20 protein-coding genes and 6 pseudogenes are annotated in these 24,397 nt (G+C 54.0%); 15 read left to right on the forward strand and 11 right to left on the reverse strand.

Annotation, left to right across the window (positions count from 1 at the left end; all coding sequences use genetic code 11):
- Nucleotides 1-49: 49 nt before the first annotated feature.
- From KH389_RS17200 to KH389_RS17220, 5 genes and pseudogenes are all read right to left on the reverse strand, one after another.
- Nucleotides 50-1,276 (reverse strand): NADH:flavin oxidoreductase, encoded by a 1,227-nt coding sequence (locus tag KH389_RS17200; protein ID WP_213605873.1) that lies wholly within the window; start codon nucleotides 1,274-1,276, stop codon nucleotides 50-52.
- Nucleotides 1,277-1,382: 106 nt separating this feature from the next.
- Nucleotides 1,383-1,916 (reverse strand): OsmC family protein, encoded by a 534-nt coding sequence (locus tag KH389_RS17205; RefSeq protein ID WP_213605874.1) that lies wholly within the window; start codon nucleotides 1,914-1,916, stop codon nucleotides 1,383-1,385.
- A gap of 291 nt (nucleotides 1,917-2,207) precedes the next feature.
- Nucleotides 2,208-2,402: pseudogene (locus KH389_RS17210) on the reverse strand (IS481 family transposase); the annotation flags it as partial.
- A 338-nt stretch (nucleotides 2,403-2,740) separates the two neighbouring features.
- Nucleotides 2,741-4,003, reverse strand: coding sequence for a PAS domain-containing sensor histidine kinase (locus KH389_RS17215; protein ID WP_213605875.1), 1,263 nt, complete (start codon nucleotides 4,001-4,003; stop codon nucleotides 2,741-2,743).
- A 180-nt stretch (nucleotides 4,004-4,183) separates the two neighbouring features.
- Entirely contained in the window at nucleotides 4,184-4,579 is a 396-nt protein-coding gene (locus KH389_RS17220) for a DUF6632 domain-containing protein (RefSeq protein ID WP_213605876.1), read from the reverse strand.
- Nucleotides 4,580-5,167: 588 nt separating this feature from the next.
- Here KH389_RS17220 and KH389_RS17225 point away from each other — a divergent pair.
- The 3 genes and pseudogenes from KH389_RS17225 to KH389_RS17235 all read left to right on the forward strand — a co-directional run.
- Complete coding sequence (locus KH389_RS17225) at nucleotides 5,168-6,415, forward strand: OmpP1/FadL family transporter (RefSeq protein WP_213605877.1); 1,248 nt, start codon at nucleotides 5,168-5,170, stop codon at nucleotides 6,413-6,415.
- A gap of 241 nt (nucleotides 6,416-6,656) precedes the next feature.
- Nucleotides 6,657-7,193 (forward strand): annotated as a pseudogene (locus tag KH389_RS17230) (IS21 family transposase); the annotation flags it as partial.
- Nucleotides 7,192-7,505: pseudogene (locus tag KH389_RS17235) on the forward strand (ATP-binding protein); the annotation flags it as partial. The pseudogenes KH389_RS17230 and KH389_RS17235, both read left to right, overlap by 2 nt.
- A 283-nt stretch (nucleotides 7,506-7,788) precedes the next feature.
- Here the strand turns inward: KH389_RS17235 and KH389_RS17240 are convergent.
- The 4 genes from KH389_RS17240 to KH389_RS17255 form a co-directional block, all read right to left on the reverse strand.
- Complete coding sequence (locus KH389_RS17240; RefSeq protein ID WP_213605878.1) at nucleotides 7,789-8,181, reverse strand: DUF779 domain-containing protein; 393 nt, start codon at nucleotides 8,179-8,181, stop codon at nucleotides 7,789-7,791.
- Nucleotides 8,182-8,259: 78 nt separating this feature from the next.
- The gene (gene exaC, locus KH389_RS17245; protein ID WP_213605879.1) at nucleotides 8,260-9,780 is read right to left on the reverse strand and encodes an acetaldehyde dehydrogenase ExaC; all 1,521 of its coding nucleotides are present in this window, start codon (nucleotides 9,778-9,780) and stop codon (nucleotides 8,260-8,262) included.
- A 666-nt stretch (nucleotides 9,781-10,446) separates the two neighbouring features.
- Nucleotides 10,447-10,758 (reverse strand): YdhR family protein, encoded by a 312-nt coding sequence (locus tag KH389_RS17250; protein WP_213605880.1) that lies wholly within the window; start codon nucleotides 10,756-10,758, stop codon nucleotides 10,447-10,449.
- Between the two features lie 58 nt (nucleotides 10,759-10,816).
- Nucleotides 10,817-12,352, reverse strand: coding sequence for a GMC oxidoreductase (locus KH389_RS17255; protein ID WP_213605881.1), 1,536 nt, complete (start codon nucleotides 12,350-12,352; stop codon nucleotides 10,817-10,819).
- Nucleotides 12,353-12,637: 285 nt separating this feature from the next.
- Between KH389_RS17255 and KH389_RS17260 the strand changes: the two genes are divergently transcribed.
- The 3 genes and pseudogenes from KH389_RS17260 to KH389_RS27385 all read left to right on the forward strand — a co-directional run.
- Nucleotides 12,638-13,618, forward strand: coding sequence for an IS5 family transposase (locus KH389_RS17260; protein WP_213605882.1), 981 nt, complete (start codon nucleotides 12,638-12,640; stop codon nucleotides 13,616-13,618).
- 356 nt (nucleotides 13,619-13,974) lie between these two features.
- Nucleotides 13,975-14,274 (forward strand): ATP-binding protein, encoded by a 300-nt coding sequence (locus tag KH389_RS17265; protein ID WP_213605883.1) that lies wholly within the window; start codon nucleotides 13,975-13,977, stop codon nucleotides 14,272-14,274.
- A 347-nt stretch (nucleotides 14,275-14,621) separates the two neighbouring features.
- Nucleotides 14,622-14,762, forward strand: a pseudogene (locus KH389_RS27385) (AAA family ATPase); the annotation flags it as partial.
- A gap of 159 nt (nucleotides 14,763-14,921) precedes the next feature.
- Here KH389_RS27385 and KH389_RS17270 read toward each other — a convergent pair.
- The gene (locus KH389_RS17270) at nucleotides 14,922-15,149 is read right to left on the reverse strand and encodes a hypothetical protein (RefSeq protein WP_213607565.1); all 228 of its coding nucleotides are present in this window, start codon (nucleotides 15,147-15,149) and stop codon (nucleotides 14,922-14,924) included.
- Between the two features lie 83 nt (nucleotides 15,150-15,232).
- A pseudogene (locus tag KH389_RS27835) lies at nucleotides 15,233-15,328 on the reverse strand (CHAD domain-containing protein); the annotation flags it as partial.
- A 91-nt stretch (nucleotides 15,329-15,419) separates the two neighbouring features.
- Between KH389_RS27835 and KH389_RS17280 the strand changes: the two are divergent.
- The 9 genes and pseudogenes from KH389_RS17280 (at nucleotide 15,420) to KH389_RS17320 (ending at nucleotide 24,146) form a co-directional block, all read left to right on the forward strand.
- Nucleotides 15,420-15,752, forward strand: a complete 333-nt coding sequence (locus KH389_RS17280; protein ID WP_213605884.1) for a carboxymuconolactone decarboxylase family protein — start codon at nucleotides 15,420-15,422, stop codon at nucleotides 15,750-15,752.
- Between the two features lie 70 nt (nucleotides 15,753-15,822).
- Nucleotides 15,823-16,058 (forward strand): annotated as a pseudogene (locus KH389_RS17285) (oxidoreductase); the annotation flags it as partial.
- Nucleotides 16,059-16,072: 14 nt separating this feature from the next.
- A complete protein-coding gene (locus KH389_RS17290; RefSeq protein WP_213605886.1) occupies nucleotides 16,073-17,416 on the forward strand; it encodes a 2-hydroxycarboxylate transporter family protein in 1,344 nt (447 codons plus the stop codon).
- 223 nt (nucleotides 17,417-17,639) lie between these two features.
- The gene (locus tag KH389_RS17295) at nucleotides 17,640-18,392 is read left to right on the forward strand and encodes an alpha/beta hydrolase family protein (RefSeq protein ID WP_213605887.1); all 753 of its coding nucleotides are present in this window, start codon (nucleotides 17,640-17,642) and stop codon (nucleotides 18,390-18,392) included.
- A 334-nt stretch (nucleotides 18,393-18,726) separates the two neighbouring features.
- Entirely contained in the window at nucleotides 18,727-19,368 is a 642-nt protein-coding gene (locus KH389_RS17300; RefSeq protein ID WP_213605888.1) for a response regulator, read from the forward strand.
- A 394-nt stretch (nucleotides 19,369-19,762) separates the two neighbouring features.
- Entirely contained in the window at nucleotides 19,763-21,121 is a 1,359-nt protein-coding gene (gorA, locus tag KH389_RS17305) for a glutathione-disulfide reductase (protein WP_213605889.1), read from the forward strand.
- A 440-nt stretch (nucleotides 21,122-21,561) separates the two neighbouring features.
- Nucleotides 21,562-22,995: an NAD-dependent succinate-semialdehyde dehydrogenase gene (locus tag KH389_RS17310; RefSeq protein WP_244988644.1), complete on the forward strand. Its 1,434-nt coding sequence runs from the start codon at nucleotides 21,562-21,564 to the stop codon at nucleotides 22,993-22,995.
- Between the two features lie 81 nt (nucleotides 22,996-23,076).
- Complete coding sequence (locus KH389_RS17315; protein WP_213605890.1) at nucleotides 23,077-23,574, forward strand: CMD domain-containing protein; 498 nt, start codon at nucleotides 23,077-23,079, stop codon at nucleotides 23,572-23,574.
- A complete protein-coding gene (locus KH389_RS17320) occupies nucleotides 23,571-24,146 on the forward strand; it encodes a peroxidase-related enzyme (protein WP_150744206.1) in 576 nt (191 codons plus the stop codon). Before KH389_RS17315 ends, KH389_RS17320 begins: the two co-directional genes overlap by 4 nt.
- Nucleotides 24,147-24,397 lie beyond the last annotated feature (251 nt).

Genomic DNA, 24,397 nt, shown 5'->3' on the forward strand with positions numbered 1-24,397 from the left:
TCAGTCCCCGCATTCACTGGACGCGATGATTGACAGCAAGTCTCAAATGTCAGGTGTAACTGTATCCGTCGTCCGCCAGGTAACATCTCAGCTTGTTCCCCAGAACAACTTCAACCAGACACTTGTTGCAGTTGGAACACTTCCCCGGATCCTCTCTTCCATCGAGAACGTCATTAGGGAAGTCAGGTTCCGCAGCAAGGACCCTCGCTAAAGACAACATATCCGCGGTCCCTTCTTTGATGATCTGATTCATGGTCGCCGGATACTTGTGACCGCCCGTGAGAATCAGCGGGGTATCGCCACAGAGCGGCTTAAGGGCGACTGCATGGTTATACCAATATGTTTCTTCGAACTTGACTGAGTCCCTGATTCCATACAGGCCATTGATGAGTTCAGAAGTGATCCCCTCGACAATTCCGCCGACACCCTTCTTCAAGGTTCCGATCGGAATTTCTCCCCGTGTCATCATGAAAACGTTGTCAACGATCGTGCCGCCGCTGATCTCAATGGCGTCGACGAGTTTGGCCACTTCCGGGATGAATATCTTCGCTTCGTCCAGGTTGATTCCATCGCTCCAGGGTTCATCGACGGAAATTTTGGTCCAGACCAGCATCTCTGGCCCGACTGCCTCCCTTACAGCCCGGAAGGTCTCTTCAAAGAACTTGAACCTCTTCTCGGGCGTACCTCCCCACGCGTCGGTTCGCTTGTTGGTATGTGGAGAAAGGAACTGCGCCAGCATGTAACCGTGGGCGGCGTTGGGCAGCACGATATCGAATCCGGCCTTCTTCGCTCTTACGGCAGCCGCCGCCTGGTCTTCGACCGCCTTCCAGATCTCAGCCTCGGTCATCTCCCGACATGCAGCCTGGTACATCGGACTCGGCCCCATCGCCGACGGGCCCATCACTGCCTCTGCGCCTGAGAAGAACAGGTTGGGATTCGCCTGCCGTCCGGCGGCCGCCAGTTGCAGACCCGCCACCGCACCATACGAATGGATTGTATCCGCCAGCTTTTTCAGACCGGGAATGTGGCTATCGTCGTATGAGCCGGTCTGGAATGGCATGCAGCGGGGCAGGCAAACGTTGGTGTAGCCGGGGAAGATACAACCAGCACCGCCAGCGGCCTGCCGTGCAATCCAGGACTCCAGTTCGGGCGTCACCTCACCCCGTTCCGTCGCCATTCCCTCATACATGCCCGAGCGCATCATCCGGTTCTTGAACGTTATTCCTCTCATCTCGATGGGTGAGCAAAGTTCCATCCATTTTGTCTGTCTTGTCATGGTGTCTCTCCTTTGCTTGAGTTCGTAGCGAGCGCTGCCGATAGTGAGTTACGCCACTCAGTGGTTTTATTTTCGAGGCGACAACCTGGCTAAAAGGACTGATCGGCTAAAGCGGCATGAGCGCCTCACCGTTCAAGAACACTTTGCCGGTGACATTCACCGGCCGCTTCAGTGTGTCGAGCGTTGGGCAGCGCGCTTCAACCATGCGTACGAATTCCGCGATGGTCGCGGGGTCCTCCTGACTCGTGATGCGCGTTTCGAACTTAATTGTCTGGTAGCCAGGCGGAACCGAGGGATCTACGCCAAACACTCCCCGGACATCGAGCTGCCCCTTGAGATCCACGATGACCGAATCGAGTTTGATCCCTGTCATGTGTGCATAAAGCGAGTACAAAATCCCTTGGCATGCTCCCAGGGAAGTCAGTAGCAATTCGACGGGATTCATTCCAGCGTCGTTGCCTCCCATATCTGGCGGCTCATCGATGAGCAAGGCGGGGAACTTGCGAACGTACGCGCTGCATTGCGTGCCGCCGTCTAGCCGCACCTGCGCCTTGAACATCGCGGGCGCCGGAGCGGCGGAGTTTTTCTGGAGGTGGGTAACCATCTCATGAATTTTTTTGCTTATTGTTGAAGTTGTCATGGGATCCTCGATAGGTCATTTTCGGAGCTGATCCTGAACATGCGACTGACGTTCAAGAAGCACGAAAAGTGTCAGCCTTCGATCACATGCGGAACAACTAGGCTGACTCAGCGGCGCGCCTAGGCGCCTCCCGAGGCTGAACCTAGGGCAATACCGAGTCCGGACACACATGTCACTCGTTGGACCAGGAGCGAGCCACGCCGCGCCATCGGGGTACAGTCGCCGATGCGGTAGATCTTGCCACTGTCGCAGGCCGCAGTTGACCACCTGCGCCCGGCATCCCGCGCACGAGAGGGAGAGCGGCAGGCCGCGCTTCATGAACGCCTGCGTGAGGCCATGAACGAGTCTTTCGGCGGTCTCCTCTAGATACTCCTGCAGGTGGCACAGCAGACGTGAGCGGTCACCACGCAGCATCGGCTCGACCCAGGCGCCGCTGCGCGTCAGGACCTTGCGCACGGCGTGATGGAAGTCGAGCAGCCAGATAGCTCTTCGGGGGCCGCCGGTGCGGGGAGCAAGGGGCCGATGATCGAGTAGCGCAGGCGCGCCTCGCGATCCCGCTGAAGCGGATCGAGTTCGGTACTCAAAAGGTCCCCCGGTGAAGCGGCGCCGAGGGCGTTGCGGGTGGGAGTGAAGGCTACAACCCCTAGGAGACGTGGACTGTGCGCATCCTCTGCGGGCGCAGCGGCCCTGCTCGGTGAAGAGCCCCGCACACTCCTATCGGCCCGCACGCACTTGAGCAGGCGGCTCCTCAGCATTGCGTAGCGGTAAACGGAAAACTTGGGGTGAGTAGCAGGGCTTGGCACACAGGGGGGCCGCCAATGCCATCAGGAAAGGTGGCGGTACTCACTCCGCTCCAGGGCAGGAGGAACTGTGAATGCGAACTTGACGCCCTTGTCTGCGTTGGGATGAACCGAAATGCGACCACCGTGCGCTTCGATGACCGATCGACTGATCGAGAGACCCATGCCGATGCCGTCAATTTTCGTCGTAAAGAAGGGATCGAACACCTTGTCGATATCATCCGCATCAATACCGCATCCGCAATCCTGCACCGCCACCTCGATTCCTCCGTCTTGGCCGCGCATCGTTGACACACTGACGAACGCCTGTGCGGCAGCGCCAGGATCTCCCATTGATTCGACCGCATTTCGAATCAGATTGAAGACGACCTGCTCCAACTCAATCTTACTTGCGTAGATGGACCCAGTATCCGGCGCGAGCTTCATCGCAATCCTGACGTCGTGTCGCGTGGCCTCGGGTGTTATAAGCATCACCATCATGCGTACGATCTCGTTGATATCCACCAGCGTTTTAGTTGGTTCCGTTCGGCTAACCAGCTCCCTGACAGTGCGAATGATCTGCCCCGCCCGCTGGCCTTGTTCGTTAATTGCTTCCAGTGACTCGACCACGTTTTCAATCTTGTCCGGCGCAGTTCGAAGTCGGCGAAGACACGCCGACGCGTGGTTCACGATGGCGGCGAGGGGTTGATTCAGCTCATGCGCAAGACCCGACGCCATCTCTCCCATGGATGTGATTCGGGCGACCCTGGCCAGGTCGGAGAGGTGGCGCTGTGCCCGCTCTTCAGCGTTGCGCCGGTCGGTGATGTCGCGGGTCAGCGCGAGCGCCGCGACGATTGTGCCGCCCGACTCGCGCATTGGCACGACATTCGTCTCGAACAAACGGTGCTGACCCATCGCACACAAGACTCGAAACTCCATCGACTCGGATCGCCCCTCAAAGACAGCTGCAGAGAGGGCTTTGTATCGCTCGTGATATTCCGCGGAGATAAAGCTATAAACAGAGGTGCCCACCACCTGCGCGGCACAATTGGCACCTAGGCACGCTATCCCTGCCCTATTCATGGTCAGGACAGTGCCATCGGCGTCGTGGAGTTTTACGCACTCCAGTTGCGATTCAAAAATAGTTTGCAGGCGTTGCTCTAAATCCGAGAGCGCGCGCTCCGCCAGAACACGCGCGGATCCCTCGGCTCCCAACCGGCTTTCGGCATCGCCTAGCCGCTTTGCCAAGTACAAAGCAATGCCGGTCATCGCGACAAACACTAATCCGCCGACTATCAATGTCAACATCGCGCGCTCACTCGGTCGATCCCGACTTCACTTTGGCTCATGGATTCAAGAAACATAGTTTGCGTCGTTGGGATGTTGTAGAAAGAAATTGACCATCACCCGAAAGGTCACTTGTGCCAAACGGTGTCGCACTGGTTCTGGGCTCAGTCTCTCAGGCTTGTCATGAAGATGAAACCGGCTTCAAACGGCCGCCTTGACCAGCCTGGCACGGGGCAACAAAAACCAAAGCACGCCCGCCATGATGAACAGGGCGGGTACATCACCCAGAAGGTTGGCGTGCTCGTGAGTATCAACCCCGGCCTGCATCGCCATGATTCCGGCATGCACGATGCTGGACCAGATCGCGAACTGGATCAGACTGCGGTGCTCGCTTGGTCGGCGGGAAGCGATTAGCATAAATATTCCCAGAGTAGCGTAGACCCCTTGAATCATCTGTTCATATTTGACCTGCCTCGGCTCCCATGTCCATCCATCGATCCAGAACCAGTTCATCAAGGGATACAGACCAATCAGGAGAAACAGGCCAAAAACCAGCAGGGCCCACCGCAGGGACTTCTCTCTAGTTTCATCGCTCATGTCGTATACGCATCCATAGTTAAGTGACGAGGCTGAATATTGTCAGAGTCCGCGGGTATGAGGAATCAGTGGGAACCCCGGCATTAGCTGGTAAATCTACTAGGGAACGCTGATCATTTGTCTCGCTAAACCGAAAGACGGATTTTTTCAGAATTATATTTTCAGCTGCGACAGCCCTGGGTCAGTGTCTTCTATTACGCATATTCCAGCCTCTAAAAGCCTGCGCTGCATATTTAAAGATTCGGTTCTTTCACCCAGGCTCGCCTGTTTCCATTCTCGGCACAAAATGGACTGGGAATGAATCAGCGTTTCCTTAGTAGTTTCTCCAGTATCTCCCAGACGAAACCTCTGCTCGGTCCGTAAGACACACGTCTCTTGCCGGCCATCGTCCGAGTTACAACAAGCAAACAGCTTATATAGATTTCAGGGTGCACAGGCCGAATCGATGCCTTGCTCGCCTGATGCGTAACCCTGATGCGTTGAAAAATGTGTGCGGTGCTGGATCTGTATTTGTCGGACCGGAGTAGTCGGTCACAAATACGGGGGAAGTATCAGATGGTTTATTAATAACAATAAAGGAAACCAACGATGAAACAACCTTTCATAGCGCTGGCAATGGGTGCAATAGTGAGCGCAACCGCTCAGGCCGCGAATTACGGAACGGATTTCAATCTGACGATGTTGCCCGCTTCCGGTGGAATGGCCGGGGTGGGCGTCGCTCGCCCACTGGAGCCTGCGGCGGCTCTTTATGGCAATCCAGCGGCTTTGACCCAGTTTAACGACGCAACCCGCTTTTCGCTCGGGGCTACATACTTTGACCCGAGCCTTAATGTCGAACACGACGGATCAGTGACCGGTGCCGCTTGGGCAGATGATTCCAAGGCCTCGCCTTATGTCGCACCGGCGATTGCGGTCACCCAGCCGCTGGGCGAGGACGACGTATTGGGCTTTGGTCTTACCGTAGTGTCCGGGGTTGGGTCCGACTTCAAGGGTGCCGGCGGACCACATCCCGGCGGGTGCTCTGCGGGGGGCGGCGTTTTCTGCACTTCAGCCAGCCTGGATCCGAATGCTGAGATGCTTGTTTTCGGCGCCAACGTTGGATACGGCCACCGTTTCAGTGACGCTCTATCCGGCGGGGTGGCGATCACCTTGGCTCAAGGCTACGCACAGATGCCGCTGAATTCCGACACTTCCAGTGTTCATGCTTTCGGTGTGCGTGCAACGCTGGGCATAAACTATGACCTTGGTGCCACCACCGTTGGCGCCTACTATCGCAGCCCCATGTCTATGAGGTACCAGAACCTGTTCAACAACGGCCCCAGCAAGTTCAGTGATACCACTATCGAGCAACCGCAGGAATTTGCTATTGGTATCGCAAATCGGGCTTTGATGGGTGGCAGGCTCTTGATTGCCCTCGATGTTCTCTACAAAGACTGGAGCAGCGCTGAATTTTACAAGGATATCTACAAGAGCCAGACTGTGATTGCTACGGGCGCCGAACTGACTACCGGCGCTGCCAAGTGGCGTATCGGTTATAGCCACGTCAATAGCCCTATCAAGAAGGATGTGGGCAGTAGCATTGCGGGGAACGACTCCTTCGGCCTGAATGGAGTTTCGGTTCCTCTTAGCCCACCGATTGTCCAATACCTCCAGGCTGTTGACGCGGCAGTGATCTGGCTTGATCAAGTAACACTGGGTGCTGGCTATGAGATCAACAAGAATCTGCGCGTAGACAGTCACTTGGGACTCGCCCTGAACAGGAGCGAGCAGATCGGCGCAAGCAACGTGGAAGCGAAAGCTTGGCAACTAGGTGCAGGCTTGACGTGGAGCTTCTGACATCAGAACGCGCTCGCGCTAATTATCGACAAAGGCGATCTTGATCGTTGCCAAAAATCGTGTACCCAGGTGAGCTGCGGCAACTAACGCGGCTTACGGTCGCCAATCGCGCTGAGCTGGGCCGCGACGCAGCGCGGCATTCGTAAACTCTAGCCATCAAGGAACCTCCCGGCTCTGCCGGGGAGGCAGCGGTTGCGAAAAACTTCGCCTCTTCCCAACAAAAAGGATTCGGACACCGTATTCGCTGGAGCTGGCGCTCAAGGCCGATTCGTTTCGGGCAAAGCACAATCGCAGGAGCGCCAAAGCATTCTTCGAGCAGATCAAGGCCGAGGGTTACGACGGCGACTATATCCAGCTCACCGCCTTCATACGTTCGTGGCGCGGTGAGCATGGCAAATCCTTACGGACCTTTGTACCGCTGACGTTCGAGTGCCTTTCAGTTCAACTGGAGCGAAGAAGGCCTGCTGATCGGCGGTCTGTTCCGACGGATCCAGGTCGCGAATTTTGGTTGGTTGCATATCCCAGCCAAGGCATCATGAAGACGGCTGTCGACAAGGTCAATAAGGGTAAGGGCCGGACAGTTAATGCCCGGTTTGCCGTGATGTGCGCTCACTACCTGTTCGACCCAGACTTCTGCAATGTGGCCTCCGGCTGGGAAAAAGGCATCATTGAAAAGAACGTCCGGAACAGCCGACGGCGCATCTGGCTTGACGCTCAAAACTGCATGCTCCACACCCTCGAAGAACTGAATACCTGGCTCGGCCAACGCTGTCGTGCTGGAGTTCACCTATACCGCGCAGAATGTCGTGTTCATCGGCGGGCCTAGGCAAAACACCCCTGGCCATCGCCTTGGCCGTATCCGAGATCACGACGCATTACAAACGGCTTCTACTCCACGGTGGATCCGGTCAATTTGCTGGAGCACGAAAAATACAAGAATAAGGCTGGTCGAATCGCTCAAGGGCTGCTACGAACAGACCTGGTGATACTCGAAGAGCTGAGGTATTTGCCCTTCAGCCAGAGCGGTGGTGTCCTGTTATTTCACCTGCTGTCCAAGCTATACGAGCACACCAGTGTGGTCATCACGACCTGAGCTAGGCGAATGGCTTGGCCAGGAACCAAAGCACCAGCCGAATCTGAGCTACCCCATCGGAACCTTGGTAGCCCGACGCGCAAGCATGATGACCATCCGTAATAGCGACCGGGCCTGGCTTGATGTAACCCTGCATGACCTGCGAGATATTCGCGGCGACGAAACGCCATGCGAAAAGCTGTTGGGCGAATTGCATAAGGTCGGCTATGACATTGAGGCCGCTGGTGGGAGTTGCGCACCTATCGCAACAAGGTTCGCGAGCTTGCCAGCGTTAAGATGTTCAACCGGTGGAAAATTTACCCAAGCAGCTGCTGGCCGCCTGCAGTTCGGCCCATTCGGCATCGGTAAACAGCCGCGAACGGGTGTGGAAAGCCTTTCCAGTATTGCCTTCGAGCGAAAAGGTGCCGCCCGATCCGTCGATGACGTCGATGATCAGTTGCGTGTGCTTCCAGTACTCGTATTGCGAGGCGCTGATGTAGAAGGGCACGCCGCCGATGTCGCCGAGATGGACGTCGTAGGGGCCAATGGTGAGGTCGGTGGCCAGATAGCAGTTGGCAGCGCTGTTGTCGCAACAGCCGCCGGACTGGTGAAACATGAGCTCCGGGCCGTATTTCTGTTTCAGGAGCGCAATGAGCTCAAGCGTTGCCGGCGTACAAATGACACGGTCGACCATGTTTTTCTCCTAAAAAAGGTGGCGGTTGCCCGCCACCAAGAGTTGCCCGCAAATCTATACGGCCAGGAGACGCCCGGTTTAGAAGAAGCCCAGCTTACTTTCGCTGTAGGACACCAGCAGGTTCTTCGTCTGTTGATAGTGGTCCAACATGACCTTGTGGTTTTCGCGGCCAATGCCGGATTCCTTGTAGCCGCCGAACGCCGCGTGTGCCGGGTAAGCGTGGTAGCAGTTGGTCCAGACGCGACCGGCCTTGATGGCACGCCCCATTCTGTAGGCGACGTTGCCGTTGCGGCTCCAGACGCCGGCACCGAGGCCGTACAGAGTGTCGTTGGCGATGGCCAGGGCTTCAGCTTCATCCTTGAAGGTGGTCACGGCCAAAACCGGCCCGAAGATTTCTTCCTGGAAGATTCGCATCTTGTTGTGGCCCTTGAACAGGGTCGGCTGGATGTAGTAACCGCCGGCCAGGTTGCCTTCGAGGACAGCGCGAGCGCCCCCGATCAGGCATTCAGCGCCTTCCTGCTTACCCACGTCGAGATAGGACATGATCTTGGTCATCTGCTCTTGGGACGCCTGGGCGCCCATCATGCAGTCGGTGTCAAGCGGGTTGCCCTGCTTGATGGCGGCGACACGCTTCAGCACGCGCTCCATGAACTTGTCGTAGATCGATTCCTGGATCAGCGCACGGCTCGGGCAGGTACAGACTTCGCCCTGGTTGAAGGCGAATAGCACCATGCCTTCGATAGCCTTGTCGAGGAAGCCATCATCCTTGTCCATGACGTCGGCGAAGAAGATGTTCGGCGACTTGCCGCCCAGTTCCAGTGTTGCCGGAATCAGATTGTTGGCGGCAGCCTGGGCGATAACGCGGCCGGTGGAGGTCGAGCCGGTGAAGGCGATCTTGGCGATGCGCTTGCTGGTAGCGAGCGGCATGCCGGCTTCGCGGCCGAAACCATTGACGATGTTGAGGACGCCCGGCGGCAGCAAGTCGGCGATAAGTTCGGCCAGAATCAGGATGGAGATCGGGGTCGATTCAGCCGGTTTAAGCACCACGCAGTTGCCGGCGCCGATGGCCGGGGCCAGCTTCCAGGCCGCCATCAGAATCGGGAAGTTCCAGGGGATGATTTGGGCAACGACGCCGAGCGGCTCCTGGTAGTGGTAAGCAACGGTGTTTTCGTCGATATCGGAGAGAGAGCCTTCCTGAGCGCGCAGACAGCCGGCGAAGTAACGGAAGTGGTCAACGGTGAGCGGGATGTCGGCGGCCAGGTTTTCGCGGATGGCCTTGCCGTTATCGACTGTTTCGGCGTAAGCCAAGATCTCTAGGTTCGCTTCGAGACGGTCGGCGATCTTGAGCAGCAGGTTGGCGCGCTCGGCTGGGCCGGTCTTGCCCCATGCATCGGCCGCAGCGTGAGCGGCGTCGAGCGCCAGTTCGACGTCTTCGGCTGTGGAGCGAGCGGCCTTGGTGTAAACCTTGCCGGTCGTCGGGGTGATCACGTCGAAATATTCACCCTTGGTCGGGGCAACCCACTTGCCGCCGATGAAGTTATTGTACTGGGCCTTGTAGACGATCTTGGCACCAGCGGTGCCAGGGGCTGCATAAATCATGTTTGTCTCCTGAAATTTTTGTTGGATTTGCGGGTAGCTGACTTTAAGGCAGGTCAATCCTGATGGCATCGGCTGGCACTTGTGATCCAATAAACGCAAGTCTCGTGTCAAACTCGGTATTGCGGATTTTTGTTAGTAAAAATGCATATGCATCAGCATGTTGAAATTACATATATGGCAACTGAATAATTCCTGATCTATTTTGTTCGCTGGTGAAAAATGAAACAGGCATTCATTTCTCGGGATGCCGAGGTAGATGAAGCGGTTGATAACGGCGGCTCAAACAGCGATCTTTAGCCTAGTTGCGCAGCTTCTCAGGGCTGCGCAATAGGTGATGGAAGCGAATAGGCGACGAAAACGCCGAAACTTATTTAACCGAGGCGATCTCTTTGACTTTTTCAGTTGTGAGGTACTGTCCTTCAATACCCTAGTCGCCACTCTTGCCCCCTTAGACAACGAGCCAAGTTACAGCGCGCATTGCTTCACCTTCAATAGACATTATCGCATCGGTGATGGGTAGTGATAATTTTCTGCTTTTGACTTTGCGAGAAAACCCCTTCAATCAGTTCTACGTTTACACATGGCATAGAGTACTTTCAGAAATGTGTTGATTTATCCACGCTCCGGTGATTCGAAGCGTGGACTTAGTATGGCGAATTGCCCTAGTTAGAAGCGGCAAACACCTGCTGTTACTGACGTGCCTTCGAGCATGTTTTCATAACAAACAGTATTAAAATTCACCAAATTTGGATGAGTACTAACCGCTTTATACAAATCTGATTTTTCGTAATTTTCATAATCCTCCTTTGACGCCCAATAATAAATACCACCGTACGCGCCAATATTGCTGTTTTTGATCCAGACCTTGGATACCAATCCTGGTACTTGCGCATAGCCTGGGGCGAGAGACTTCACAGCCTCACTGTAGGCGTTCTCATCCATTCCGCTGAGGTTAAATGTGACATGAGTGACGTACATGGTTTTGCTCCTGCTTGATAAAGTGTTGTTTGAAAATTGCTAGGTGTACTGGGGAAAATCAGTTTTGTATTTTGGTCTCCTCCCCTTTTTTACGTTGAATTAACCGGTCAGCAACATTGGCAGCCCACACAGAGATCGTCATTGACGGTGGCCCCCCCGGCGCTGCAGGAAGGGCGGCGGCATCGGCAACGTACAGTCCTGGATGATCGAAGACTTCTCCGTTCGCGCCGACAACCCCGTTCTCAATGGATGCCCCCAATCTGGCACCCCCGATGGGATGAACTGTAATGGGCGTGTTGAGCGAGTAAATTCTCGAATCGGTCACCCTCTCGATATCTTTGAAGGCCGAATCGATTTCGCGATAGATCGGATTATTGTGTTTTTCATACTTCAAATGAAAGTCTTTCCCTTTCATGTGAAGATGCCCATTCCCCACGTCTGCACCCATGCCGACGATGATCGATTGATGCCTGAGTTTTCTCTTGAGAAATTGCGGCAATGGGAAGCGTTCGACCCCCTGCCACCCGGCTCGCATGATGTTGGCTTTGTTTTCACTACCGCGGACCTTAAATAGGCCAGCGATAGGAAGGCTCTTGGTTAGGTCTTCTGGATTATTCTCTGCCCAGAAAGCAAAAAAATCACCATTTCCTCCAAACCATTTCCCGAGCTGAGGCATTCCGTCTAACCCTTTGGTGACATCTCTGCTGTGTAGCAGGAGTCTTGCCGTATTTGCTCCACCCGCTGCGAGAATTAGATGCTTGGCGGCATGGGTCTCGAAAGAACCGGTGCTGTAATTTTTATATTCCACCTCATACCGCATTCCATCTGATTGTGGTATCACCAGTTTTCTGATCGATAGCACTTCGCACATGTCCTTTACTACCAACCCCTTCTTCATGGCTGGACCTAGGAGCGCAAAATCGAGAGTGGTTTTCGCGCCAGACTCAGACCCCAAGAAACTGTCATTGGATAAGGAGGACTCCCATCTGATGGTTCCATTGCTATCCACGATCTTTCGAGGTTTGCCACACTCACGAGGATGCAGAATTCCTACGCGATAGTCTGGCACGCCGCTGGAGGTCAGCGGCTCATCATCTCGAAGGAACATCGTGTGACATGGAATCCTGTCTTCGGGCTTGCTACGACAGGATCCCAGTTGGTCCATGATTTCATCGTAATATGCATCCATTTGCGCGCTGCTGATCCCCGCACAGTGGCCGTTCCAGTAGTACGGATTATCAGGACGACCATGTAATCCGGAATATGCGTGGCTCCCTCCGCCGACGTTTGAAGTACAGAACACCCAAAGCCCGTCACCAAAGATCGCTTCGAAGAAACCTTTATTATTTATTAATAGAGGCTTCTTTCTGAACAAGGGCATGCGAACTGATCTAATCCCATGTGTAATGAGACGCGCACCTTGTGGTAACGGCGCCCGGTTAGATATTCCCATTGATCTCACTGGAACCGTATCCCGCCACGGGCCTCTCTCCAGCAGTGTGACCTCAAACCCCGCATTTACTAATCGGGACGCAGATATCGAACCTCCAAATCCGCTACCGACAACCAAAACCTCGCTCTTTACGATGCTCATGTTTTGTCTCCTTCAACTTGCAATCGGTCGTGCAATGCGGTCCGGCGGTATTCGCTACCGCTCTTTTCTGCGCCAGCTCAAAAATTCCAAACCTTCTGTTTCAGATAAGCTGGCAAGGTCCCAGAGTAGTGAAGACAGAATAGATCTCACAATTGGTGGCATTACTCGGCAATCCTAGGGGATTACCTTGTACAGTCAGGTTATCTACCAGTTGATGTCTAGGGATTCTCCGATCAAGTCCCCAAATGTGCTGAAATACGCCTGACCTCCTGATCCGAGCCACCCATGAGCCAGATGAGCTTTTCCGACTTCGAATATGCCGGCAAGCGCAAGCAGACACGCCGCGAACGCTTCCTCGCCGAGATGGATCAGGTCGTGCCCTGGACTGGGCTGCTGGGGCTGATCGAGCCGTTCTATCCCAAGGCCGGCGGCGGTAGAAAACCCTACCCGCTGGAAACCATGCTGCGCATCCATCTGTTGCAGAACTGGTTCTCCCTGAGCGATCCGGCCATGGAAGAAGCGCTCTACGAAATCACGCCTATGCGCCAGTTCGCACGCCTGACGCTGAGCGCGCCGATCCCCGAAGACACCACGATCATGAACTTCCGGCACTTGCTGGAGAAGCATCAACTCGCACCTGCGATCCTTGCGGTCATCAACGGTTACTTGCAGGAGAAAGGCCTGTCGTTGCGCCAGGGCACCATCGTTGATGCCACCATTATTCATGCCCCAAGTTCGACCAAGAACGAAGAAGGCAAGCGCGATCCCGAGATGCATCAGACCAAGAAAGGCAATCAGTATTTTTTCGGGATGAAGGCTCATATCGGCGTCGATGCTGAGTCCGGCCTGGTTCATCACGTCCATGGCACCGCAGCCAATGTGGCCGATGTCACACAGGTCGCCGAGCTGTTGCATGGCGAAGAAAACGCGGTGTATGCAGACGCCGGGTACACCGGTGTCGAGAAGCGCGAAGAGCATGAAAATCGTGAGGTGATCTGGCAAGTCGCCGCGCGCCGCAGCACGTATTCCAAGCTGAACAAACGCAGCCTGCTTTACAAAGCCAAGCGCAAAATTGAGTACTGCAAAGCTCAGACACGGGCCAAGGTTGAGCATCCGTTTCGGGTGATCAAACGGCAATTTGGTTACGTGAAAGTGCGCTTTCGAGGGCTGATGAAGAACACGGCTCAGTTGACCACGCTGTTCGCTCTGTCGAACCTATGGATGGCTCGAAAGCAGCTGATGGGTATGGGCGAGTTACGCGCGTAACACGGAAGACCGGGCGACAAAGCCCTCAAAACGCTGTGCATGGGACTTTCTTTCGGCAAACAGCGGTACGCGCCGGAGAATGTTTGGCCTGCCGCCGCTTTTCGGCAAGTTGATCGGAGCATCCCTAGCTGTTGCCGCTAACCGAAAACAGACCCAGGTGCTCCACTGCTTCTGCTCGCTTTCCGACCAGGAGAACACAGGGTGATCAGCATGGAATGATGGGCAAAAATCGGCGCTCGCGACAAGCTGATCAAGGCCGAGGGTTACGACGGCGGCTACAGCCAGCTCACCGCCTTCATACTTTCGTGGCGCGGTGAGCCCTCAAGGGCTGCTTCGCATAGACCTGGTGATACTCGATGAGCTGGGGTATTGCCCATCAGCCAGAGCGGTGGAGCCTGTTGTTTCACCTGCTGTCTAAGCTATACGAGCACACCAGTGTGGTCATCACGACCTCAGCTTCTCGGAATGGTCGAGTGTGTTCGGCGACGCCAAAGATGACCACTGCGTTGATGGATCGGCTGACACATCACTGCCACATCGTCGAAACGGGCAACGAGTCCTACCGCCTGCAACACAGCAGCTTGGTCGCCCAGACAAAAATCAAATCACGTGAACGAAAGCGCAAGGACGCTGATGGTATCGAGGACGCATTTTGATCTGCACCGTAAATACCCCACCGCATGCCTGCATGCGGTGGGGCCTGATGCCTCTGCACCGGGACACTGCTGCTCAGCATTCTGCCCTGAGTCAGTTTTCAATAAGCGCTAACAATCATAGCCCCATCCCCACTAGCCACCCTCCGCATCGTTGATTTTGATCAACTGGATCTGATCGTCATATGCATAGTGCACCACGCTGTCATCGACACAGATATGCTCGAGCAAGTTGCTGCGATCATCCTAATTAAAGCGATCGTTGCTGCCATCGGCATGAACGTGACGTACTACGTTTTTTGCGGCGTCACGAAAGAACCACTCCGAACGCTCATCCGCATAACGGATGCGGGGTGATGGTGGATCGCGAGCTGACCGAGCGCGAAGATGCTCGCTTGAGCACTCGCCTGAAAGCAGCCCGACTACGTCAGAGCGGGCCTGGAAGATATCGATTACCGAACAAGTTGCTGATCCTGCAACTGGGCAGCGGCTAATGGCCGCGTGACGGCCTGAACCGGATCATCGGCGGCCCCACTGGCGTGGGCAGCTCATGCAGTAGCAAGGACTGCTTGCCTAGCAAAGTTATGGGCGTTTTAACCTTTTCGGGCCGCAGCAGCCGTTCAGCGTTTTTCCCAGCCAATTGAGCCAATTCAGATCCCATGCATTTCTGCGATCAAGGCGTCAGTTCGACACTTGCCGACCTCCTTCATCACATGCTCAATAATCATCTTGCGGCTAACCAGGATCGTTTGCTTGAGCTTGGACAGTTCAACAAAACGCTCATGGGTGGAAAGATTCGCGTGCGCGATGAACGCTGCATGCGCCTCATCAAAATCAATAGGGGGCACCTTCGACGCACTGGTGTCGGCATGTCCCAAGCAGCAATGTTCAGAGCCGCCACCTCGCACATGGCGCGCATCGGACGGAGCAAACTCCTGATACGCCTCACGGCTATCCTGAGATCGTGCAACGCTTCGCTATCAGTCCGCGCCTCCAAGCGAGCACGGGAGTGATACAGCGCAACCTGAAGCGCCAGTATCTCGGTTGTCACGCACACTTGCGCAACCTACCAACTAGATGGTAGATTTTACTCGAATTTACATCTCCTCCTGTAAACCTACAGGGCGCCACGACCAGGTGAGTATCCCATGCAAGATTGGAAGCAAACTCGTAAAGAAATCAACTCCCGCCTAGTACAACTGAATGGCCTGTCTCCAGAAACCCTGAAAGGCATGGCTTCGCTAGGGAATGCCGGCGCGAAAACAAACTATCTCGACGCCAAAACCCGGGAATTGATTTCACTCGCTGTAGCGGTGACCACACGCTGCAATGGTTGCATCGCTTTCCACGCTGCTGAGGCCAAGAAAATTGGTGTAACAACTGAAGAGGTTTCTGAAGCCTTGGGTGTAGCAATCAACATGAACGCCGGTGCTGCATTGGTTTACAGCACTCACGTTTTGGATGCGTTCGACAAGCTTTGATACAGGGCACCGCGGGAGCATCAGTACATGGCCTTCCCTTCCACCCAGCCAATCAACTGCGAAATTTTTCATGAATGAGCTGTTCACGCCCTACGATCTGTCCGCCACGCTACTAGGCATCCGCGTCGCTATGGCCCCTATGACTCGCACTCGAACGCTGGAAAACGATCCCTACGCGCAGCGAGCGTCTGCCGGTCTGACCACAGAAGTACTGCCAATCTCCGAGGAGGCCCGTGGCTATTTGTATACCCCGGGTAGTTACACTGCGGAACATGTTGAGGCTGGCGCCAAGTCAGTGATGCTGTATGAGGAATAGCGACATGAACAATTCTTATGAGCAGTCCCTGAAAATCGATGCTCCCCGTGATGGCGGGTTGCGTCAATTGCGTAGCCTGTGCGCTTACGAAATAGGTGTAATCCCACTCCCGATTTTTCTCGGCATCGCCGTAATCGTTTATCTCTCGGCACACTTGGGTTTTTTACCTAATAACATGATCGGTGGCCTCGCCGTCATCATGACGATGGGCGTGTTCTTCGGCCAACTGGGTTCGCGTCTTCCGATTTTGAAGGAAATCGGAGGAGGAGCCATTCTGTGCTTGATGCTGCCATCGATTCTGGTGTTCTACGGCTTCTTCGGGCCAGCCACGATTGACGCTACAAAAATGCTGATGAAAGAAGCCAACTTTTTGTACTTTGTGATAGCCAGCCTAGTAGTCGGCAGTATTCTCGGGATGAGCCGATTTATTTTGATTCAGGGCATGATGAGGATGTTCATACCTCTCCTCGTCGGAACCCTGGCTGCCGTGGCAAGCGGACTCATTGTGGGAAAACTCGTCGGCTACAGTTTCTACCACACCTTCTTCTTTATCATTGTTCCAATTATTGGCGGGGGCATTGGTGAGGGAATCCTGCCTTTATCGCTTGCCTACTCAGCTATTCTCGGCGGTACGCCAGAAGTCTACGTTGCTCAATTGGTGCCTGCCGCTGTAGTCGGCAACATCGCGGCGATTATCTGTGCCGGCTACCTGGCCCGGCTGGCGCTAAAACGTCCGCATCTCAATGGCGAGGGTTCATTGATCCGTGCCAAAGACGAGAATGACAAATTCCAAGTCAGGGAAGATAACGGCTCGACTATCGATTTCAGAGTGATGGGTGCAGGCATTTTGGTCATCTGCGCATTCTTCGTCCTTGGCGGTCTGCTTGAGAAAGTCTTGGGTATTCCTGGCCCTGTCATGATGATCTTGGCCGCTGTTCTTTTTAAGTACGTCCGCGTTCTGCCGGAAAAACTGGAGAAAGGCACAAACGCTTTCTCCAAGCTGATTTCTTCCGCTTTCATTTGGCCGGTGATGATCGGCTTGGGTATGCTGTATGTCCCTCTCGATAGCGTCGTAAAAGTCTTTTCTATCGGTTATGTCCTAGTCTGCGTATCCGTCGTTGCCTCAATGGCCGTCGCAGGTTTTTTCACTGGCAACCTGATGAAAATGTACCCCATCGAATCAGCCATCGTGACCTGCTGCCACAGCGGCCTTGGCGGTACCGGGGATGTTGCAATCCTGTCAGCCTCCAATCGTATGTCGCTGATGCCGTTCGCTCAAATCTCTACTCGCCTCGGGGGCGCTTCGACGGTGATCCTCGCTAGTATTCTTTTGCGTATTTTTGCTTGATGCCGAATGCAGGACACTCATCATCAGCCCATCAATAAACGCAATGGTTTTCACTTTCTAGTGAACACCATGTGAGGTCAGATTTCGTCTGCCCTGCTGGATTGCTAAGCGGCGCTTTAAAGCAGCCCTGAGCAGTCTGAGCACAAACATCTGGTAGAGATAAACCTGCGGGCCTACCGGCTCGCACCAGGCCAGGTATCAGAGCCTCCAAGGAAAATTCATCATGAGCAAACAAAAGATAACGTTCCGAAACCCCCAGGGTATAAGCCTGTCAGGTCTGCTTGAAACGCCGGAGTCGCCGAGAGCCTACGCATTGTTCGCCCACTGCTTCACCTGTGGGAAGGATATTAAAGCTGCCGCGAGAATTGCTAAAGCGCTAGTCGACAATAACATCGCTGTGCTCCGATTTGATTTCACGGGCCTAGGCAGCAGTGGTGGTGACTTCTCCAATAGCAATTTCTCTTCCAACGTTGCTGATTTAGTTGCTGCGGCGGATTATTTGCGGGAAACATATCAGGCACCATCCATCTTGATCGGCCATAGTTTGGGTGGGGCCGCAGTTATAGCCGCGGCTAAATACATTCCTGAGGTAAAAGGTGTTGTGACAATCGGCGCCCCTGCTGAAGCGGCTCATGTCATGAAACAGTTCAAAAGCGAGGTAGAAAATATAAGAGACATTGGTGAATATAAGGTCATGCTGGCAGGGAGAGAATTTACTATAAAAAAGCAATTTCTCGATGATATTGAAACACATCAGCAGGACACAAATATTTCCAACCTTCGACGTGCGCTGCTAGTTTTTCACTCTCCAGCGGACACCGTTGTATCGATAGAGCAAGCTCAGAAGATCTACCAGACCGCTAGACACCCCAAGAGTTTTATTTCGCTCGACTCGGCTGACCATTTGCTGACCAACAACCAAGACGCGGATTATGTAGCTTCATGCATTACCGCCTGGAGCTCGAGGTATCTGTAACCCTAGGCTTTTCTTCCCGTCGAAAATACCATTATCAGGTCTATCTTTAGCGTCTTACACCCGGTGAGCGGCGCACTGAACCTATGAATGACTCTCAAACCCCGGCGATCGGCGGTTGAGGATCATCGACGATGGCATCGGCTAGCGTTGTTAAAGTTGAGCGTCGCCATGCGAGGATCGGGCTGAGGAACATACGCGAGCGCATCGAGCACATTGGTGGCCGATTTCATATGGCATCAGCACTAGGCCAGAGCGAGCTGGAATCGTGATACCCATGAGTATTCCCTGTAAAAAAATCTGACTTATCCTACATCGATAACAGTGGGCACCCTCAATGAACTTATCAACACAAATCCGTTTAGCCTTGGTCGATGATCACACCCTAGTACGCGATGGAATCAGGGCTCTACTATCCGTCATTCCGACTGTGAACGTGGTTGGTGAGGCTAAAAATGGTGAGGATGCGTTGGTGATGGTTGAGCACTGCAATCCAGATCTTCTGTTGGTCGACATCAATCTTCCCGACATGAGCGGTCTCGAGCTCACGCGAAAAATACGCGACAGGTACCACACCCTGAAGGTGCTTGTGCTCAGCATGTATGATAGTAAAGAGTATGTAAGCGAATCCCTCCGATCAGGTGCGAGTGGTTATGTATTGAAAAACGCACCATCTAGAGAGATTGTCGCTGCGATTGAAGCCATTACAAATGGAGGTACCTTCTACAGTGCTGAAATCGCACAAAAACTCCTTTTTGATGACGGTACTATCAACGAGCTAACGCCTCGGGAAAGCCAAGTTTTATATAACATGACTCAAGGACTGAATAACAAGGAAATGGCACGAGAACTGGACATCAGCGTCAGGACTGTAGAAACCCATCGCCAGAGCATTCGACGCAAACTCAACATAGATAAACCTGTTGCATTGGCAAAGTATGCAATAGACCATGGAATAATTCCGGATAGGGAGTTTTAGCCAGTGGCTGGGCGTGTTATTCAATATTTTTATAACAGCGCGTGCCATCGAGGCTGCATCGCTCTTCCGCGACAGAGGCTTCTTAATTTATTCACATGATGTGGGCGTCACTGCTCGTGTTAATGCTCGATGTCGATGCGAGTCTGCGAACTCGAATGCTAAATGACCTCTAAATTCGCAGCCCGCCCTCCTCCCTGCCCCTATACTCAACATACGACAAAACCTGTCGGCACGCCATTGCAGGCCTACCAATCGGATGGTAGATTCTAGTCACCCTCTAGAAACTAGCAAACCTACAGGCCTGTGCTCGATGAGTTGCTGACTCCCTACCACAGTCCGGCCCGCTATTAGCCAACTGAGTCATCACGCTGGTTGCCTGCCACGGAGATTGAAAATGCCCTATGATTTTGACCTTTATGTAATTGGTGCGGGTTCCGGCGGGGTGCGGGCTGCGCGTTTCTCCGCCGGTTTTGGCGCGAAAGTGGCTGTGGCTGAAAGTCGCTACTTGGGTGGGACGTGTGTGAACGTTGGCTGCGTGCCGAAAAAGCTGTTGGTTTACGGCGCGCACTTCGCCGAAGACTTCGAGCAGTCACAAGGTTTTGGCTGGACTCCGGGCGAGGCGAAGTTCGATTGGGCTACGCTGATTGCCAACAAGGATCGCGAGATCAATCGCCTGAACGGCTTCTATCGCGATTTGCTGGTCAACAGCGGTGTCACCTTGCATGAAGGCCACGCGAAAATCGTCGATCCGCATACCGTCGAGATTAATGGTGAGAGCTACACCGCCAACAAGATCCTGATCACTACCGGTGGCTGGCCGCAGATCCCCGAGATTCCGGGGCACCAACACGCGATCAGTTCCAATCAGGCATTCTTCCTTAAAGATCTCCCCAAGCGCGTTTTCGTGGTCGGTGGGGGTTACATTGCCGTGGAGTTTGCCGGGATCTTCCACGGCCTAGGTGCCAAGACCACGCTGCTGTATCGCGGTGATCTATTCCTGCGCGGCTTCGACGGTGCGGTACGTAATCATTTGCAGGAAGAGTTGACCAAGCGTGGCATGGATCTGCAATTCAATGCCGACATCGAGCGTATCGACAAACAAGCCGATGGCAGCCTGAAAGCAACCCTCAAGGATGGTCGTCAGCTTGAGGCGGACTGCGTGCTCTACGCTACTGGTCGACGTCCGATGCTCGACAACCTGGGCCTGGAAAACACTGGTGTCAAACTCGACAAGAAAGGTTTTGTCGAGGTCGATGAACTGTATCAAACCGCTGAATCGTCGATTTTGGCCCTGGGCGATGTGATCGGTCGGGTGCAACTCACGCCGGTCGCGCTGGCCGAAGGTATGGCCGTGGCGCGTCGCCTGTTTAAGCCTGAGCAGTATCATCCGGTGGATTACAAGATGATCCCGACGGCAGTGTTCAGCCAGCCTAACATCGGTACTGTCGGGTTGACCGAAGACGAGGCGCGAGAAGCCGGTCACGAAGTGGTGATCTTTGAAAGCCGTTTCCGACCGATGAAATTGTCGCTGACCGAATGTCAGGAGCGCACTTTGATGAAGCTGGTAGTGGACGCCAAGACCGACAAGGTATTGGGCTGTCACATGGTGGGCCCGGAGGCCGGCGAGATCGTACAGGGTTTGGCGATTGCCTTGAAGGCGGGCGCGACCAAGCTCGATTTCGACCAAACTATCGCCGTGCATCCGACGTCCGCTGAAGAGTTCGTCACCATGCGCACGCCCGTAGCGAGCTAATCGCTTTTAGGTATTTCTAATGCGTCCGGCTCTCGCCAAAACAGCAGCCAGACGCACCCTCAAATCCTGAAGTGCGTTCTTCGTAGATGTACAGCCAGCGGTTGCTTGACCTTCTCGTCAATAGAAGCCTGAAGCTTTGTGAGCTGAGTTTCTTGGAAGAAAGAATGCGTGACCTAGCGTCGCCTCATAATCGACGCGATGGTGTACGCACCCTGTCAATCTGAATCGTTGAAAGCATCGATTTTCCAACCAAATCTACATCTGTAGAAATAACTTCTAATTTTTCTCTATCCCCTGCAAAAAACGAAAAATATTCCGTTGCCCGATGCCCTATATTTTACTGAAGCCCAGGGGTTGTAGATGGCTTGCAGCTAAGCACCACAAAGAGTTTTTAGCCAAGTCGTGGGACGTCAAAACCATAGCAAATATGAGAGGTGATCATGGAACAAATACCATTGTTTATTGGCGGTGTATGGCGTAATACGCATCCCACTGAATCGATCCCTGTAATAAATCCGGCAACAGAAGATCAGATCGGACTCATCGCGAAAGCGAGCTTGGCTGACATTGAAGATGCCGCGATCGCTGCGGAAAAAGGCTTTGCCGCCTGGAAGCAGGTTTCTGCGCTTGAGCGCGCAACGATTATGCACAAAGCGGCAAACCTAATTCGTGAGCGTGCAGAAAATATTGCTCTGATTCTCACGACTGAGCACGGAAAACCCCTGGCCGAGGCTATGGGTGAAGTCGCAGCAACTGCTGACACCATCGATTGGCATGCTGAAGAAGGAAGACGCGCGTATGGGCGTGTTATACCTTCCCGCGCACTAGGGATTCATCAATTTACTCTGATGGAGCCTATCGGGCCTGTAGTGGGTTTCGCCCCATGGAATTTCCCGCTCATTCAAGCAGTGAAAAAGGTCGCTGGTGCGCTGGCCGCCGGCTGTTCGATCATCTTAAAAGGCGCAACCGAGGCACCTACGTGTGCTGTTGAGCTTGTGAAAGCATTCGCTGACGCTGGCGTTTCTCCGGGAGCCGTCAACCTACTGTTTGGCGACTCGAGCCAGATTTCTGAGTATTTGATTGCTCATCCCTCCATCCGGAAAGTGACCTTCACCGGATCAACGCCAGTGGGCAAAAAGCTTGCAAGCCTTGCCGGGCTACATATGAAGCGATCCACAATGGAGCTGGGTGGCCATGCGCCGGTAATCGTTATGGACGACGCGGACATCGCAACCGCAGTTAAGATTTCTGTCGCCGCTAAATATCGAAATGCGGGCCAGGTCTGTGTTTCCCCTACTCGCTTTCTTGTTCACTCTAAAGTGTTCGACGAGTTTGTTTCCCGTTTCGTGGAAGGCGCACGCGCAATCAAGGTAGGCGACGGTCTTGATCCGACGGTAACAATGGGCCCGATGGCTCATTTGGGCCGGCTTAAGGCAACAGAAGAACTCGTGGCAGATGCTGTATCCCATGGAGCGAAGCTGGAGACTGGTGGCAACCGCGTGGGCGACAAGGGTTATTTCTTCGAACCCACCGTTCTCACGAATGTACCGGTGACCGCCCTCGCCATGGTTGATGAACCCTTCGGGCCGATTGCAATAATCAACCCGTTCGACGACATCGACGAAGCCATCAAAGAAGCGAACAGACTGCCATACGGTCTTTCTGCATACGCCTATACGCGATCGCTTAGCTCGGCCAATAAGCTGTTTAACGGCATCGAGTCTGGCGCCATCTCGATCAACCATCACAGCGTTGCCCTACCCGAGCACCCGTTTGGCGGCGTAAAAGATTCCGGATACGGAACCGAAGGAGGCCCTGGCGCACTGGATGCTTTCATGACCACGAAGTTCGTTTCGCTTGCGAGCGTTCTTTAACGTTCGGCGAACGTGTTTTTTAGTCGCAATCGAGCACGGCTGCATTCAGGAAATAACGCGTCGCTAACTATTGGAACTCATATGCTTACTCCGAACATTATCGAGCGTCTTGTCGGCGCAAACGAAAACTCTCCGCTCGCGATGGCCATTGCTGAGCGGGCAGAAATTATGGCGCTGAGCCAAGCGAGCCATGATGCCGTGATCATTCCGAAAGATCCCGGTGGTCTGTCACATGCAGAACGTGCAGCTCTTGCTGAACGAATCGCTCGGTTGAGCAACTCTGAAGAATTGGCTGATCACTACCATGCATGTCTTGAGACAGCAGGTGGCGAAGAAGGCCTTTATGTTGCTGCCAATCCTCAGCAGTCCGCGTACGGGGATGAACGCTTTATGGCGATTATCCGATTCACGGAACTGGTCACTCAAAAGCCGCGAGAAGCTACAAAGCAAGATATCGATACCTTAAAGGCCGCTGGGATTTCAGAACCGGACATCGTAAGGCTCACGGAAGTCCTCGCTTTCGTGAACTACCAGCTCCGGGTCGTAGCAGGATTCAAAATTGCAGGAGAAATGAAATGAGCCAGGTCGTGCATAATTTCACCGTATCGGTGCCTCACTGGTCTCCGTACATCAAGCCTGTTGAGTTAGAAAGCGCGAGCCAAGAGCAGCTTGATGCGATGAAAGTGACCCCATCGAGCAAAAAGATCTCGGAGTATGTGCTCACTCTCGCTCATGACCCTGAGTCGCTCGCTGTGCGATCCCCTTTGTTCAACGCCATTATGTATGGCCGTGCCGGCTTGCCCCCAGCAGAGCGGGAACTGGGTGCGATTGGGTCTTCAATTGTTAATCGATGCGTCTACTGCGCTGCAGTACACGGCGCCCGATACAATCAACTGACCAAAACTACAGAACTGGTCGCAAAAATCTTTGCAGACGAAACCGAAGCACAATTGGATGAGCGCTCTCAGGCGTTATTCGATTTTTCGGTTGAGCTGGCCAAGTCACCTCCCGCATTAAATGCACGGCATGCCGATACGTTGAAAGAGCTCGGCTTTGACACGCTTGGAGTTGTCGACCTCGTGCTGGCCACAGCCATTTTCGGTTGGGCAAACCGCCTGATGCATGTTTTAGGTGAACCAGTAAAAATCTGACCAGTCGCTCCATCGTAGTGATATCAAAATAGCGGGCAGCCCCAAGCTGCCCGTTTGTCAAAATTATTGAGTTCGATAGCTGCAGCTCCACACTAGATCCTTCCCCTCCTCCTCTCCTCTGACTTCCAGCCCACTACTCGTATCTCGAAGCGAAATCGACGCTGCCGGCCAGGCCTTGGAATATCCCTATCAGACGTGCTACACAGTCTGTCGTAATACTTCGTTGACCCTGAGCAACCGATTTGCAATGC

Source organism: Pseudomonas qingdaonensis (assembly GCF_018398475.1).
Taxonomy (GTDB): Bacteria; Pseudomonadota; Gammaproteobacteria; order Pseudomonadales; family Pseudomonadaceae; genus Aquipseudomonas; species Aquipseudomonas palmensis.

Bases quoted from the DNA above. Each gene is read 5' to 3' on its own strand.
- KH389_RS17200 (WP_213605873.1), bottom strand. From the start codon at position 1,276: ATGACAAGACAGACAAAATGGATGGAACTTTGCTCACCCATCGAGATG.
- KH389_RS17205 (WP_213605874.1), bottom strand. From the start codon at position 1,916: ATGACAACTTCAACAATAAGCAAAAAAATTCATGAGATGGTTACCCAC.
- KH389_RS17215 (WP_213605875.1), bottom strand. From the start codon at position 4,003: ATGTTGACATTGATAGTCGGCGGATTAGTGTTTGTCGCGATGACCGGC.
- KH389_RS17220 (WP_213605876.1), bottom strand. From the start codon at position 4,579: ATGAGCGATGAAACTAGAGAGAAGTCCCTGCGGTGGGCCCTGCTGGTT.
- KH389_RS17225 (WP_213605877.1), top strand. From the start codon at position 5,168: ATGAAACAACCTTTCATAGCGCTGGCAATGGGTGCAATAGTGAGCGCA.
- KH389_RS17240 (WP_213605878.1), bottom strand. From the start codon at position 8,181: ATGGTCGACCGTGTCATTTGTACGCCGGCAACGCTTGAGCTCATTGCG.
- exaC (WP_213605879.1), bottom strand. From the start codon at position 9,780: ATGATTTATGCAGCCCCTGGCACCGCTGGTGCCAAGATCGTCTACAAG.
- KH389_RS17250 (WP_213605880.1), bottom strand. From the start codon at position 10,758: ATGTACGTCACTCATGTCACATTTAACCTCAGCGGAATGGATGAGAAC.
- KH389_RS17255 (WP_213605881.1), bottom strand. From the start codon at position 12,352: ATGAGCATCGTAAAGAGCGAGGTTTTGGTTGTCGGTAGCGGATTTGGA.
- KH389_RS17260 (WP_213605882.1), top strand. From the start codon at position 12,638: ATGAGCCAGATGAGCTTTTCCGACTTCGAATATGCCGGCAAGCGCAAG.
- KH389_RS17265 (WP_213605883.1), top strand. From the start codon at position 13,975: ATGAGCTGGGGTATTGCCCATCAGCCAGAGCGGTGGAGCCTGTTGTTT.
- KH389_RS17280 (WP_213605884.1), top strand. From the start codon at position 15,420: ATGCAAGATTGGAAGCAAACTCGTAAAGAAATCAACTCCCGCCTAGTA.
- KH389_RS17290 (WP_213605886.1), top strand. From the start codon at position 16,073: ATGAACAATTCTTATGAGCAGTCCCTGAAAATCGATGCTCCCCGTGAT.
- KH389_RS17295 (WP_213605887.1), top strand. From the start codon at position 17,640: ATGAGCAAACAAAAGATAACGTTCCGAAACCCCCAGGGTATAAGCCTG.
- KH389_RS17300 (WP_213605888.1), top strand. From the start codon at position 18,727: ATGAACTTATCAACACAAATCCGTTTAGCCTTGGTCGATGATCACACC.
- gorA (WP_213605889.1), top strand. From the start codon at position 19,763: ATGCCCTATGATTTTGACCTTTATGTAATTGGTGCGGGTTCCGGCGGG.
- KH389_RS17310 (WP_244988644.1), top strand. From the start codon at position 21,562: ATGGAACAAATACCATTGTTTATTGGCGGTGTATGGCGTAATACGCAT.
- KH389_RS17315 (WP_213605890.1), top strand. From the start codon at position 23,077: ATGCTTACTCCGAACATTATCGAGCGTCTTGTCGGCGCAAACGAAAAC.
- KH389_RS17320 (WP_150744206.1), top strand. From the start codon at position 23,571: ATGAGCCAGGTCGTGCATAATTTCACCGTATCGGTGCCTCACTGGTCT.